At 71.3% G+C, this 13,778-nt stretch carries 13 protein-coding genes; 7 read left to right on the top strand and 6 right to left on the bottom strand.

The genetic code is table 11. From position 1 onward, the window contains the following. Positions 1-143 precede the first annotated feature (143 nt). Positions 144-1,652 carry an oligopeptide:H+ symporter gene (locus ACFV0O_RS21260; RefSeq protein ID WP_360265254.1) on the bottom strand — a complete coding sequence of 503 codons (1,509 nt, stop codon included), beginning with the start codon at positions 1,650-1,652 and terminating at the stop codon, positions 144-146. A 330-nt stretch (positions 1,653-1,982) separates the two neighbouring features. Here ACFV0O_RS21260 and ACFV0O_RS21255 point away from each other — a divergent pair, with 330 nt between their 5' ends. Both ACFV0O_RS21255 and ACFV0O_RS21250 read left to right on the top strand, forming a co-directional pair. After that, a complete protein-coding gene (locus tag ACFV0O_RS21255; RefSeq protein ID WP_030058577.1) occupies positions 1,983-2,657 on the top strand; it encodes a response regulator transcription factor in 675 nt (224 codons plus the stop codon). Positions 2,658-2,720: 63 nt separating this feature from the next. Continuing rightward, positions 2,721-3,968 (top strand): ATP-binding protein, encoded by a 1,248-nt coding sequence (locus tag ACFV0O_RS21250; RefSeq protein WP_380343942.1) that lies wholly within the window; start codon positions 2,721-2,723, stop codon positions 3,966-3,968. Positions 3,969-4,132: 164 nt separating this feature from the next. Here ACFV0O_RS21250 and ACFV0O_RS21245 read toward each other — a convergent pair whose 3' ends face one another. After that, the gene (locus ACFV0O_RS21245; RefSeq protein ID WP_380343939.1) at positions 4,133-4,627 is read right to left on the bottom strand and encodes a GtrA family protein; all 495 of its coding nucleotides are present in this window, start codon (positions 4,625-4,627) and stop codon (positions 4,133-4,135) included. 324 nt (positions 4,628-4,951) lie between these two features. On the opposite strand from ACFV0O_RS21245, the gene ACFV0O_RS21240 reads away from it, so the two are divergent. Genes ACFV0O_RS21240 through ACFV0O_RS21230 form a run of 3 tightly spaced genes read left to right on the top strand, consistent with a single transcriptional unit; the run spans position 4,952 to position 7,872 of the window. Beyond that, positions 4,952-6,091 (top strand): 5-(carboxyamino)imidazole ribonucleotide synthase, encoded by a 1,140-nt coding sequence (locus ACFV0O_RS21240; RefSeq protein WP_380343936.1) that lies wholly within the window; start codon positions 4,952-4,954, stop codon positions 6,089-6,091. Continuing rightward, positions 6,088-6,624: a 5-(carboxyamino)imidazole ribonucleotide mutase gene (gene purE / locus ACFV0O_RS21235; protein WP_380343933.1), complete on the top strand. Its 537-nt coding sequence runs from the start codon at positions 6,088-6,090 to the stop codon at positions 6,622-6,624. The genes ACFV0O_RS21240 and purE overlap by 4 nt, the downstream gene beginning before the upstream one ends. 33 nt (positions 6,625-6,657) lie before the next feature. Beyond that, positions 6,658-7,872 (top strand): dipeptidase, encoded by a 1,215-nt coding sequence (locus ACFV0O_RS21230; protein ID WP_380343930.1) that lies wholly within the window; start codon positions 6,658-6,660, stop codon positions 7,870-7,872. Between the two features lie 11 nt (positions 7,873-7,883). On the opposite strand, the gene ACFV0O_RS21225 is transcribed toward ACFV0O_RS21230, so the two are convergent. From ACFV0O_RS21225 to ACFV0O_RS21210, 4 genes are all read right to left on the bottom strand, one after another. Continuing rightward, complete coding sequence (locus tag ACFV0O_RS21225; protein WP_380343927.1) at positions 7,884-8,297, bottom strand: CoA-binding protein; 414 nt, start codon at positions 8,295-8,297, stop codon at positions 7,884-7,886. Positions 8,298-8,336: 39 nt separating this feature from the next. Continuing rightward, the gene (locus ACFV0O_RS21220; RefSeq protein WP_380343925.1) at positions 8,337-8,768 is read right to left on the bottom strand and encodes a hypothetical protein; all 432 of its coding nucleotides are present in this window, start codon (positions 8,766-8,768) and stop codon (positions 8,337-8,339) included. 76 nt (positions 8,769-8,844) lie between these two features. Then, a complete protein-coding gene (locus ACFV0O_RS21215) occupies positions 8,845-9,903 on the bottom strand; it encodes an HNH endonuclease (RefSeq protein WP_380343922.1) in 1,059 nt (352 codons plus the stop codon). A 66-nt stretch (positions 9,904-9,969) separates the two neighbouring features. Then, positions 9,970-11,307, bottom strand: coding sequence for a UDP-glucose/GDP-mannose dehydrogenase family protein (locus tag ACFV0O_RS21210; RefSeq protein ID WP_360265235.1), 1,338 nt, complete (start codon positions 11,305-11,307; stop codon positions 9,970-9,972). 257 nt (positions 11,308-11,564) lie between these two features. On the opposite strand from ACFV0O_RS21210, the gene ACFV0O_RS21205 reads away from it, so the two are divergent. Both ACFV0O_RS21205 and ACFV0O_RS21200 read left to right on the top strand, forming a co-directional pair. Continuing rightward, the gene (locus tag ACFV0O_RS21205; RefSeq protein WP_380343919.1) at positions 11,565-12,731 is read left to right on the top strand and encodes an acyl-CoA dehydrogenase family protein; all 1,167 of its coding nucleotides are present in this window, start codon (positions 11,565-11,567) and stop codon (positions 12,729-12,731) included. Between the two features lie 177 nt (positions 12,732-12,908). Further along, positions 12,909-13,775 (top strand): oxidoreductase, encoded by an 867-nt coding sequence (locus ACFV0O_RS21200; RefSeq protein ID WP_380343917.1) that lies wholly within the window; start codon positions 12,909-12,911, stop codon positions 13,773-13,775. The last annotated feature ends 3 nt before the right edge of the window (positions 13,776-13,778 follow it).

The following is a 13,778-nucleotide window of genomic DNA, read 5'->3' as shown; positions in this document are numbered from 1 at the left end:
AGTGGTGTGTGGTGGTATTTTATAGACAACCCCCGCGCGGAGGGGGGGGGCGGCCGCGCGGGCCCCCCCCCCCCCGGGGGGGGCGCGCGGCGCCCCCCCCCCCCCCCCCCCGGCCCCGGAGTCGTGAGCCGGTCGTCAGCGCGTCAGTGCACGTCGCCCATGAGCTTGACGACCTTCTTGCGGTACAGCGCCAGCGCGATGCCGGCGAGGATCGCCATGGCGCCCTGGACCGCGAAGTACGCGGTGCCGCCGACCACCTTGTCGCCCAGCACCAGCTGGAAGATCGCGGCGACGCAGTCGCCCGCGGTGACGGCGAGGAACCAGACGCCCATCATCTGGCTGGCGTACTTGGTGGGCGCCAGCTTGGTGGTGACGGACAGGCCGACCGGGGAGAGGGTGAGCTCACCGACGGTCTGGACCAGGTAGACCACGGCCAGCCACAGCGGGGTGACCTTGGTGCCGCCGGAGGCGGCGCCCATCGCCAGCATCATGACCATGAAGGAGACGCCGATCATCAGCAGACCGAAGGCGAACTTCATGGTGGTGCTGGGGTTCTTCGACCGGCGGGCCAGCGCGACCCAGATCCAGGCGAAGACCGGCGCCAGCGCCATGATGTACAGCGGGTTGAGCGACTGGAACCAGGTGGACGGGAAGTCGATCCCGAACAGCGTGGACGCGGTGTGCTCGTCGGCGAAGATGCTCAGCGTCGAGCCGGACTGGTCGTAGATCATCCAGAACACGGCGGCGGCGACGAAGAACCAGATGTAGCCGCTCATCTTGGACTGCTCGGTGGAGTCGAGGTCCTTGTCGCGCTTCACCTTGGCGAAGACGAGCACCGGGATCGCCAGGCCCGCGATGGACAGCGGCCAGATCGCCCAGTTGATCGTGAAGTGGCCGGTGAAGCCGACGACCGCGTAGAAGGCGGCGGCGACGGCCAGCCAGATGCCGGCCTTGGTGAAGATTTTCCGCTTCTCGTCCGCGCTGATCGGCGAGGTGACGATGTCGCTCTTCGGGCTCAGGTGGCGGGTGCCCAGCAGGAACTGGGCGAGGCCCAGGGCCATGCCGACGCCGGCCAGGGCGAAGCCGAGGTGCCAGTTGACGCTCTGGCCGACGGTGCCGATGACCAGCGGGGCCGCGAAGGCGCCGAGGTTGATGCCCATGTAGAAGACGGTGAAGCCACCGTCACGGCGCGGGTCGTTCGGGCCGTCGTACAGGTGGCCGACCATCGTCGAGATGTTGGCCTTGAGCAGGCCCGAGCCGACCGCGATGAAGGCGAGGCCGACGAAGAACGACGCGCTGAACGGGACCGCCAGCAGGAAGTGGCCGATCATGATGATCGAGCCACCGAGTGCGACGGTCTTGCGGGCGCCGAGGAAGCGGTCCGCGATCCAACCGCCCGGGAGGGCCAGCAGGTAGACCATGGCCGTGTAAACGCTGTACACGGCAGCGGCGACCGCCGTCTTCATGCCGAGGCCGCCGTCCGTGAGGGAAGCGGTCATGTAGAGCACCAGCAGGGCGCGCATGCCGTAGTAGCTGAAGCGCTCCCACATCTCGCTCATGAAGAGAGTGGCGAGTCCTCGGGGGTGGCCGAGAAAGGTCTTGCCGCTGGGAGAGGCCGACGTGACGTCGGCGTCCAGGGTCGTAGACGCCATGTGTAGTGGTTCCTTGCCTGACAGCGTCCGCCTGGGGGGGTGGCGGCGGACGTGGACTTGAACCACTCTACGTGGCGATATTTGGCTCTATCAGATGACAAAAGCCACGAATTAGGTATGGCAATGGCAAAGAGATCAACAGATCTTCCCGATCGATCCATGGTAGACGGGGTTCTCTTCCTTCAGATTCAAGATCCAGAAGGGGATTCTTTGCTGAACCGGCGGTCTGCAACACCCTGTTGAGTTCAGTCGGATGCCCGTATAACGATCACGCTCTGTGAACTACCTCACAGGGCGTCCGGCCATACCCCGGCGGACTACCATCACCACATGACCTGTGTGCTGCTCGCCGAGGACGATCCGGCGATCTCCGAACCGCTCGCCCGGGCCCTGCGACGCGAGGGCTATGAGGTGCTCGTCCGCGAGGACGGTCCGACCGCACTCGCCGCCGGCCTCACCGAGGAGGTCGACCTCGTCGTCCTGGACCTCGGCCTGCCCGAGATGGACGGCCTGGAGGTCTGCCGCCGACTGCGCGCCGACGGCAAGAGCTGCCCCGTCCTGGTGCTCACCGCCCGCGCCGACGAGGTGGACACCGTGGTCGGCCTCGACGCCGGCGCCGACGACTACGTCACCAAGCCCTTCCGCCTCGCCGAACTGCTCGCCCGCGTCCGGGCCCTGCTCCGCCGCGGCAACGTCGACCAGCTCACCACCGGCGCACACGGGGTGAAGATCGACATCGAGTCCCACCGCGCCTGGCTCGGCGACGAGGAGCTCACCCTCTCCGCCAAGGAGTTCGAGCTGCTGCGCGTGCTGGTCCGGGACGCCGGCCGGGTGGTCACCCGCGAGGAGATCATGCGCCAGGTCTGGGACACCACCTGGTGGACCTCGACCAAGACCCTGGACATGCACATCTCCTGGCTCCGCAAGAAGCTCGGCGACGACGCGGCCAACCCGCGCTACATCGCCACCGTGCGCGGGGTCGGGTTCCGGTTCGAGAAGAATTAGTCCCGTACGGAGATCGGGACCGGGCCACGGCCGGTGAAGCGGAACACCTCGGGGAGCGGCAGCGTGAAACGCCGGATGATCAACTCGCTGCTGGGCGTCGTCCTGGTGGTGGTCGTGGTGTTCTGCGTGCCGCTCGCCCTGGTCGAGAAGCGCACCATCGTCAGCTCGGCCCAGGACCGGGTCGACGCCGCCGCCGTCCGGGTGCTCGCCCTGGTCGAGAGCCGGATCGCGGCGGGCGAGTCGGTCACCGAGGCGCGGGCCTTCGAGAGCCAGGTCACCGAGGGCAGCTACGTCGAGGTACAGGTCCCCGGCCAGCAGGTGGTCTCCGCCGGCGCCCGCCCGGCCGGGGACCACCTGCTGAAGGCCGTCGAACGCGGCAACAGCGGCGAGACCGTCACCGTCGAGCAGTCCCGCGCGGACGTCGACCACGAGATCGCCAACAACCTGCTGCTGCTCGGCGTCGTCGCGCTGCTCGCCGTCCAGGCCGCCGTGGCGCTCGCGGTCTGGCAGGCCAAGCGGCTCGCCCGCCCGCTCACCGACCTCGCCGAGACCGCCGAACGGCTCGGCTCCGGCGACCCGCGCCCGCGCGACCGCCGCTACGGGGTGCCCGAGCTCGACCGGGTCGCCGAGGTGCTGGACACCAGCGCCGAGCGGATCGCCCGGATGCTCACCGCCGAACGCCGGCTCGCCGCCGACGCCTCGCACCAGCTGCGCACCCCGCTCACCGCCCTCTCCATGCGGCTGGAGGAGATCACCGCCCTCGCCGAGGACCCGGAGACGGTCAAGGAGGAGGCGACCATCGCCCTCCAGCAGGTCGAGCGGCTCACCGACGTCGTCCAGCGACTGCTCACCACCCAGCGCGACCCGCGCAGCCCCACCGCCGTCGCCTTCGACCTGGACGAGGTCATCAAGCAGCAGGTGGAGGAGTGGGGCCCGACGCTGCGCGAGAAGAACCGGGTGCTGTCCCTGGAGGGCCTGCACGGGATCACCGCGGTCGGCACTCCGGGAACGGTCGCCCAGGTACTGGCCACCCTGATCGAGAACTCCCTGATGCACGGCGCCGGGACGATCACCCTGCGGGTCCGGCCGTCCGGCACCTCGGTGGTGGTCGAGGTGCAGGACCAGGGCGCGGGGGTGCCGCCGGACCTCGGCAACCGGGTGTTCGAGCGCGCGGTCAGCGGCCGCAACTCCACCGGCATCGGCCTCGCCGTCGCCCGCGACCTCGCGGAGGCGGACGGCGGGCGGCTCGAACTGCTCTCGCTGAAGCCCCCGGTGTTCGCGCTCTTCCTCGGGCGCAGCCACGCCGACTGAGGCCACGCCGACCGAGGCCACGAGGACTGAGCCACGAGGGCCGGGGCCCGGCCTGCGCTCGGGAGGACCGGGGCCCGGCCGGCCGCGCTGCGGGAACGACGAACCCCGGCGGCCTGGTCGGCCTGCCGGGGCTGCGTGCGGTCTGCGCGGGAGGTTCGCGGGGCCTACTCGGCCTTGGCGTAGCGGATCTGCTCGGCGGCCAGCATCAGCTCGGCCTGGGCGGCCAGCTCCTGGCCGCCGGCGGCGCCCGCAGGCTGCTGGGCCGGCAGTTCGACCGGCTCCGGCACGGACTTGAACACCCAGGTGCGGTACGAGACGAAGCGGAACACGGTGGCCACCGCGAGGCCGATCACCTTGGCGCCCAGCTGCTCGTAGTGCGAGTCCAGCTTCAGCACGTACACCGAGAAGCCGAGCACGCCGGTCTCGATCAGCATGCCGATGCCGCTGTAGACCAGGAAGAGCGTGATCTCGCGCTTGCGGGAGGCGGCGTCGCGGTCCCGGTACAGCCAGTAGCGGTAGCCGAGGTAGTTGGTGGCGATCGCGATCACCGTCGCGGCGATGTTGGAGCGCACCGAGGCGAGGCCCAGGCCGTTGATGCAGACCCAGAAGACGGCGAAGTTGACCACCACGCCGCTCAGGCCGACGATCCCGAACTTCACGACTTCGCCCTTGAGCCCACGCAGTTTCTGCGCGAGCGACGATTTCGAAGCTGCGGTCGTCGCCATGCCGGACTGCCTCCATGTACCTGCGGGTCGAGAGGGCCGATCGCGGCGGCGCGGTCGCCCCTTGAGCCCTGCGTGCACGCACATGATCGGACCGCGTAGACCAGGACCTGGCCGTCCAGGCTACCCGCTTCCGCCGAACGGCTCAGCCCCGAGGGGGCCGGGTCCGCATCTACGCGCGTCCGCTTCCGAGGGCCCACCAGCGGCTCCACCGCCCCCCACCGGCCCGGATATCCTGGCGAGGTGACTTCCCCGGGCAATGTGAATTTTCCAGTGGTGGGCATGATCGGCGGCGGGCAGCTGGCCCGCATGGCACACCAGGCGGGCATCCCGCTCGGGGTCAGGTTCAAACTCCTCGCCGACACGCCCCAGGACTCCGCCGCGCAGGTGGTCTCCGACGTCGTCCTCGGTGACTACCGCGACCTCGACACCCTGCGCCGCTTCGCCGCCGGCTGCGACGTGGTCACCTTCGACCACGAGCACGTCCCCACCGAGCACCTGCGGGCCCTGGAGGCCGACGGCATCGCCGTCCGCCCCGGCCCGGAGGCGCTCGTCAACGCCCAGGACAAGGGCGTGATGCGGGCCAAGCTGGACTCCATCGGGGTGCCCTGCCCCCGGCACCGGATCGTCGCCGACCCGGCCGACGTCACCGCGTTCGCGAACGAGGGCGACGGCTACCCCGTCGTCCTGAAGACCGTCCGCGGCGGCTACGACGGCAAGGGCGTCTGGGTCGTCGACGGCGAGGAGGAGGCGCAGGCCCCGTTCCTGGCCGGAGTCCCCGTGCTGGCCGAGGAGAAGGTCGACTTCGTCCGCGAGCTGGCCGCCAACGTCGTCCGCTCGCCCAGCGGTCAGGCCGTCGCCTACCCGGTCGTGGAGAGCGTCCAGGAGAACGGCGTCTGCGCCGAGGTCACCGCCCCCGCGCCGGACCTCGACCCCGCCCTGTCCGACGAGGCCCAGCAGCTCGCCCTGCGGATCGCCGGCGAACTCGGCATCACCGGCCACCTCGCCGTCGAACTGTTCCAGACCCGCGACGGCCGGATCCTGGTCAACGAGCTCGCCATGCGCCCGCACAACTCCGGGCACTGGACCCAGGACGGCGCCGTCACCTCCCAGTTCGAGAACCACCTGCGGGCCGTCCTCGACCTCCCGCTCGGCGACCCCCGGCCGCGCGCCAAGTGGACCGTCATGGTCAACGTCCTCGGCGGCGACTACCCGGACATGTACCACGCCTTCCTGCACTGCATGGCCCGCGACCCCGGGCTGCGGATCCACATGTACGGGAAGGACGTGAAGCCCGGCCGCAAGGTCGGCCACGTCAACGTCTTCGGGGACGACCTCGAAGACGTCCGCGAGCGCGCCCGCCACGCGGCCGCCTACCTGCGAGGAACGATCACCGAATGAGCGCCTCCGCCTCCCAGCCCGTCGTGGGCATCGTCATGGGCTCGGACTCCGACTGGCCCGTCATGGAGGCCGCCGCCCAGGCCCTCGACGAGTTCGAGATCCCGTACGAGGTGGACGTCGTCTCCGCCCACCGGATGCCGCGCGAGATGGTCGCCTACGGCGAGAACGCCCACAAGCGCGGCCTGAAGGCGATCATCGCGGGCGCCGGCGGCGCGGCCCACCTGCCGGGCATGCTGGCCTCCGTCACCCCGCTGCCGGTCATCGGCGTGCCGGTGCCGCTGCGCTACCTGGACGGCATGGACAGCCTGCTGTCGATCGTCCAGATGCCGGCCGGCGTCCCGGTCGCGACCGTCTCGGTCGCCGGCGCGCGCAACGCGGGCCTGCTCGCGGTCCGGATGCTCGCCGCCTTCGACCCCGAGCTCACCGAGCGGATGACCGAGTTCCAGGCCGAGCTGAACAACCAGGCCACCGACAAGGGCAAGAAGCTCCGCGCCAAGGTGGCCGGTTCGTCCTCCTTCGGCTTCGGCAAGTAATCACGGTCACGGCGGTGGGGTAGAACAGCTCGCATGACCTCTGAGCTGGACAACCCCGCCGCGCTGGACCGCGCCCGAGCCCTGCTGCGCACCGCCCCCGTCGTGGACGGCCACAACGACCTCCCCTGGGCGATGCGCGAGCAGGCCGGGTACGACCTCGGCGCGCTCGACCTCGCCGCCGACCAGAGCGACCGCCTGCACACCGACCTCGCCCGCCTCGCGGAGGGCGGGGTCGGCGCGCAGTTCTGGTCCGTCTACGTCCCGGCCTCGCTGGCCGGTGACCACGCGGTGAGCGCCACCCTGGAGCAGATCGACTTCGTCCACGCCCTGGTCGAGCGCTACCCCGACCGGCTCCGCCTCGCCCGGACCGCCGACGACGTCGAGGCCGCCCGCGCCGAGGGCCGGATCGCCTCCCTGATGGGCGCCGAGGGCGGCCACTCCATCGACTGCTCGCTCGCCACCCTGAGGGCCCTGTACGAGCTGGGCGTGCGCTACCTGACGCTCACCCACAACGACAACGTGCCCTGGGCCGACTCCGCGACCGACAAGCCGGTGGCCGGCGGACTGACCCGCTTCGGCGAGGAGGTCGTCCGGGAGATGAACCGGCTCGGCATGCTGGTCGACCTCTCGCACGTCTCCGCCGACACCATGCGCGACGCCCTGCGGGTCACCGAGGCGCCGGTGGTCTTCTCGCACTCCTCCGCCCGCGCGGTCTGCGACCACCCGCGCAACGTCCCGGACGACGTGCTCGCCCAGCTGCCCGCCAACGGCGGCGTGGCGATGGCCACCTTCGTGCCCAAGTTCATCCTGCCCGCCGCCATCGAGTGGACCCTGGCCGCCGACGAGAACATGCGCGCCCACGGCTTCCACCCGCTGGACACCACCCCGGCAGGCATGGACCACCAGCGCGCCTTCGAAGCCGCGCACCCGCGCCCGATCGCCACCCCCGCCACCGTCGCCGACCACCTCGACCACATGCGCGAGGTCGCCGGCATCGACCACATCGGCATCGGCGGCGACTTCGACGGCACCGCCTTCCTGCCGGACGGCCTGGACTCGGTGGCCGGCTACCCCAACCTGGTCGCCGAACTCCTGCGCCGGCACTGGTCGGAGGCCGACCTCGCCAAGCTCACCTGGCACAACGCCGTCCGCGTGCTGCGCGACGCCGAGTCGGCCGCCGCCGGACTCCGGGCGAGCCGCCGCCCGTCCATCGCCACCATCGCCCAGCTGGACGGCGCCGGTTCCTGAGCCGGCCCCGGCTAGGCGAGCAGCGGGATCTCGATGGCCGGGCACTTGTCCATCACCATCGAGAGCCCCGCGGCCCGGGTCCGCTCGTACGCGGCCGCATCGACCACACCGAGCTGGAACCAGACCGCCTTCGCACCGACCGCCACCGCCTGGTCGGCCACCTCACCGGCCAGCGCGCTGTTCACGAACACGTCCACCACGTCAACCGGGAACGGGATCTCGGCGAGCGAGGCGTAGCCCTGCTCGCCGAGGACCGTCTCGGCCTTCGGGTGCACCGGCACGATCCGCTTGCCGTACTTCTGGAGGACCCGGGCCACCCCGTACGCCGCCCGGGCGGTGTTGGTGGAGAGGCCGACCACGGCCCAGGTGTCCCCGGTGCCGGTGAGGATCTCGCGGACCGTCGCGTCGTCGCCGTAGCTCGTCATGCCGGTACCAACGGGGTGCCCCGGAGGGGCATTCCCGGCTCAGGCGTCGAAGGCTTCAAGGGTGACGCGGGCCGTCCCGTCGCCGTCGTAGACGGCCTTCAGGCTGACGGTCGAGGCCTGCCCGCCCGGGGGCGTCGCGTGCGGTCCGAGCGCGTTGCCGAAGTCCAGGCCGCGCGCCGTGTCGCCGGTCAGCCGTACGCGAGGGAAGGCCGCCGTCAACCGCTGGGCCAGTTCCTCGCGGGGCATCCGGAACTCGGCGAGGTAGCCGCGGTCCTGCCAGCCGCCGTTGTCGGTGCAGCGGGCCTCGGTGGCCCGGGCGGGCAGCTCGCCGTCCGCGAAGGCCATGACCTCGGAGCAGTCGGCCGCGCCGGGGCTCCCGTCCCAGTTGCCCAGAGCCCACCCCGCGTAGGCGAAAGGCGAGACGAGGGCGGCGGCCGCGGAGCCGATCAGCCACGTGAGCCGTGCGCGCATGGAGGATCCCCTGGTCGACGCGGAACGTGCCGCAATCCTCGCACGCGATCTGAACGTGTTCAATATTGCCCGGGGGTCAGCTGAAGTGGTCCTGCACCTGCCGGAGGAAGGCGGGCCAGCGATTGCCCGGCGGTCGGGCGCCGAGCTTCGCGTGGTTCAGGCTCGCCCGCAGGCTGTCCTTCAGCCGTACCGGGGAGTCCATGACGGCCTCGTTGCGCCCGGCCAGCCGGTCGAGTTCGGCGGGGGTCGGCATGCGGTCGCTCTTGGTGCCGTTGCAGGCCTCGTGGGCCGGGGCGAGGTTCCAGGGGCGGTCCAGGTCCGGCTGCGGACCGCCCGGCACGACGTCGAAGCGCTTCATCAGCGCGAACGGGAAGACGTGGTCCACCGCGACCTTGTCCCCGGGCGTGATCGGCTCGTCGCAGATCAGGCAGCGGCCGTGCTGGAAGCCGACCAGGGCGTCGGCGACCCCGGTGACGGGTCGGCGGCGACGCCGGTCCAGCAGGAGCCACCGCTCCACGTCCACATCGAGGTCGTCGGCGAGCAGACCGCGGCTGACGCCCGAGGCGAAGGCGGACTCCACGATGCTCCAGCGCGCCGCCAACTCGGCCCGCAGCCCGGCGGCCTGCTCCGGGACGGCGATCTGCCGGAGGGCGGGAGTGAGCAGGACGAGGCGATTCCGACCCTTCCCGGTCTCGTTGTAGAAGCGGTGCCGGACTTCGGAGCCGCCCGTGAGGTTGTGGAAGCGGTCCATGACCATGCCCGGCATCGACCGGCGGGCGGCGTCGACGAGCCGTTCGGTGGGCCGCCCGGCGGCCAGGGACTGCTCGGCCTCCCTGGCGGCGACGGAGAGGAAGTCGTCGTCCCCGCCCACTGCCGGGGCCTGCGGCGCGTCGCGCAGTCGTGAGGCCAGGGCCATCGCGTACGGCTCCGCCAGTTCGGCCAGTGGCACCTCGGTGCGCCCGGCGGCGGCGCATTCCAACAGGGCGGCGCCCAGGGCGAATTTGTACGTGCGGCTGTTTCGGCCCATCAGGATGGCCTGCCGCCAGGCGGTTCGGGGCGCCGGATCCCGCAGGTAGAACTCCGCTGTCGTCATCGCGCGCTCCAGGTCGGTCGAACGGGGGCCGGAACTGTGCAACGAAGGACGGTAACCGAACGCGCCCGCCCCCGGATCTCCAGGGGCGGGCGCGTTGTGGGCGGAGGGTCAGCTGGGGCGGCCCAGGGCGCGGTAGGTCCAGCCGGCGGCACGCCAGGCCTCGGCGTCGAGGACGTTGCGGCCGTCGAGGAGGCGGCGCTCGGCGACCACGGCGCCCAGCTCGGCCGGGTCCAGCTCGCGGAACTCCGCCCACTCGGTGAGGTGGAGGACGACGTGGGCGCCCTCGGCGGCCTCCAGGGCGGAGCCGGCGTAGGCCAGGGAGGGGAACATCTTGCGGGCGTTGTCCACGGCCTTCGGGTCGTAGACGGTGACCTGGGCGCCCTGGAGCTGGATCTGGGCGGCCACGTTGAGGGCGGGGGAGTCCCGGATGTCGTCCGAGTTGGGCTTGAACGCGGCGCCGAGGACGGCGATCCGGCGGCCCAGGAAGCCGCCGCCGCACTGCTCGCGGGCCAGCTCGACCATCCGGGAGCGGCGCCGCATGTTGATCGAGTCGACCTCGCGCAGGAAGGTCAGCGCCTGGTCGGCGCCGAGTTCGCCGGCCCGGGCCATGAAGGCGCGGATGTCCTTGGGCAGGCAGCCGCCGCCGAAGCCGAGGCCGGAGTTGAGGAACTTGCGGCCGATCCGCTCGTCGTGGCCGAGTGCGGCGGAGAGCAGGGTGACGTCCGCACCGGCCGCCTCGCAGACCTCGGCCATCGCGTTGATGAAGGAGATCTTGGTGGCCAGGAAGGAGTTGGCGGCCGCCTTGACCAGCTCGGCGGTCGCGTAGTCGGTGACCAGGAACGGCACCCCGGCCGCGATCGGCTCCGCGTACACCTCGCGCAGCAGCCGCTCGGCCCGCTCGCTCTGGGCGCCGACCACGATCCGGTCCGGCCGCAGGGTGTCCTGGACGGCGAAGCCCTCGCGCAGGAACTCCGGGTTCCAGGCGAGTTCGGCGCCCTCGCCGACCGGGGCCAGCGCGGTCAGCCGCTCGGCCAGCCGGGCCGCCGAGCCGACCGGGACGGTGGACTTGCCGACGACCAGGGCCGGGCGGGTCAGGTGCGGCGCCAGCTCGTCGATCACGGTGTCGACGTACGACATGTCGGCGGCGAACTCGCCCTTGCGCTGCGGGGTGTTGACGCAGACGAAGTGCACGTCGCCGAACTCGGCGACCTCCTGGACGGAGGTGGTGAAGCGCAGCCGCCCGGTCGATCCTTCGTGCCCGGCCACGTGCTTGAGCAGCAGCTCGGACAGGCCCGGCTCGTACATCGGGACGCGGCCGGCGGTGAGCATGGCGATCTTGTCGGGGTCGATGTCCAGGCCCAGCACCTCGAAGCCGAACTCGGCCATCGCGGCGGCGTGCGTGGCGCCGAGGTAGCCGGTGCCGATCACGGAGATGCGGAGGGTCACGGGTTCTCCCTGGGTGCGGACTCGACCGGTCCGGATGTGGACTCGGACCGGCGCGGACGCCCCCGATGCTATCCGCCCCGCCCGGGCGTGCAGGGATCGCCCGTGCGCCCGGGGCGCTAGGCAGCCGCAGGTGGGAGCCCTAGGATCTCTACTGAACGGTAGTTAACCCCGGATTCGACGTCGATCGGACCGGTTCGAACGGACCGGATCCGACTTCGGTCACTGGGCTCCGGCCACTGGACGACGAGGCAGGCATCATGGCTGGCAGCGCAGGGGCGGCTGACTTCGATCTCTTCCGCATCTCCGAGGAGCACGAGATGCTTCGTGAGGCGGTGCGTTCGCTGTCCGAGGCGAAGATCGCTCCGTTCGCGGCGGAGGTGGACGAGCAGGGGCGGTTCCCGCAGGAGGCGCTGGACGCGTTGCAGGGCAATGACCTGCATGCGGTGCACGTGCCGGAGGAGTACGGGGGTGCGGGTGCGGACGCGCTGGCGACGGTGATCGTGATCGAGGAGGTCGCGCGGGTGTGCGCGTCGTCGTCGTTGATCCCGGCGGTGAACAAGCTGGGGTCGTTGCCGGTGCAGCTGTCGGGTTCGGAGGAGCTGAAGGCGAAGTACCTGGGTGCGCTGGCGCGGGGCGAGGGGATGTTCTCGTACTGCCTGTCGGAGCCGGAGGCGGGTTCGGACGCGGCGGGGATGAAGACGCGGGCGGTGCGTGACGGTGATTTCTGGGTGCTGAACGGTGTGAAGCGCTGGATCACGAACGCGGGTGTGTCGGAGTTCTACACGGTGATGGCGGTGACGGATCCGGAGCTGCGGTCGAAGGGGATCTCGGCGTTCGTGGTGGAGAAGGGCGACGAGGGTGTGTCGTTCGGTGCTCCGGAGAAGAAGCTGGGGATCAAGGGGTCGCCGACGCGTGAGGTGTACTTCGACAACGTGCGGATTCCGGCGGACCGGATGATCGGTGCGGAGGGTACGGGTTTCGCGACGGCGATGCGGACGCTGGACCACACGCGGGTGACGATCGCGGCGCAGGCGATCGGGATCGCGCAGGGTGCGCTGGACTACGCGAAGGGGTACGTGCAGGAGCGCCGGCAGTTCGGGAAGGCGATCGCGGAGTTCCAGGGTGTGCAGTTCATGCTGGCGGACATGGCGATGAAGCTGGAGGCGGCGCGGCAGCTGACGTACGCGGCGGCGGCGAAGTCGCAGCGCGGGGACGGGGACCTGACGTTCTTCGGTGCGGCGGCGAAGTGCTACGCGTCGGACGCGGCGATGGAGATCACGACGGACGCGGTGCAGTTGCTGGGCGGGTACGGGTACACCCGTGACTACCCGGTGGAGCGGATGATGCGGGACGCGAAGATCACGCAGATCTACGAGGGCACCAACCAGGTCCAGCGGATCGTGATGGCCCGCAACCTCCCGTAACCCGGCCCGGCCGCGGCACGCGGTCCAGGTGCTCTGCACGGCCCCCGATCGCCCGTCCGCGGTCGGGGGCCGTCGTTCGTCCGGCGTCGAACCGTCCTGGACGGATCCCCCCGTCCGGTGTCATAAATGATCGTCAACTGACAGGCAGCGCACGACGATCGCGGGAGATCACGGATCATGGGCGACACCTCCGAGCAGCACCCCGCCGGCAAGGTCTGGCTGGTCACCGGCGCCAACTCGGGCTTCGGGCAGGCGATCGCGGAGGCCGCCCTGGCGGCCGGTGACACCGTCGTCGCGGCCGCCCGGCGCCCCGAGACGCTGGCCGAGCTGGCCGCCGCCCACCCGGACCGGCTGGTCCCGGTCCGGCTGGACGTCACCGACCAGGAGCGGATCCCCGCCGTCGTCGCGGAGGCCGTGCGGCGGCACGGACGGATCGACGTCCTGGTGAACAACGCCGGGCGCGGCCTGATCGGCGCCGTCGAGGAGTACACCGACCGCGAACTGCGGGACCTGATGGAACTGCACTTCTTCGGCCCGGCCGCGCTCACCCGGGCCGTGCTGCCGCACATGCGCAACCAGGGCTCGGGCGCGGTGGTGCAGATGAGCAGCATGGGCGGCCGCTTCTCGTTCCCGGGCGTGGGCGCCTACTCGGCCACCAAGTTCGCACTGGAGGGGCTGTCCGAGGCGCTCGCCCAGGAGGTCGCCGGGTTCGGGATCAAGGTGCTGGTCGTCGAACCGGGCGCGTTCCGGACCGGCTTCGCGGGGGGCGGCGCACTCGCCCACACCACCCCGATCGCCGCGTACGAGCCGGTGGTCGGCCCGGTCCGCACCGGCCTGCCGGACTCCGACGGCAAGCAGCCCGGCGACCCGGCGAGGGCGGCCGCGGCGATCCTGGCCGCCCTGGACGCCGAGCGGACCCCGCTGCGGCTCGCGCTCGGCAGTGACGCCGTGGACGCCGTCCTCGGCAACCTGGACGGCGCGCGGCAGGAGGCCGAGGCCTGGGCGGCGGTCGGACGCGACACCGACTTCCCGGCCGGCGAGTGACGG

The organism is Kitasatospora sp. NPDC059577 (genome assembly GCF_042735475.1).
Taxonomy (GTDB): Bacteria; Actinomycetota; Actinomycetes; order Streptomycetales; family Streptomycetaceae; genus Kitasatospora.
The sequence above is the reverse complement of the archived record's forward strand: the minus strand, read 5'-3'. Positions and strand labels throughout refer to the sequence as shown.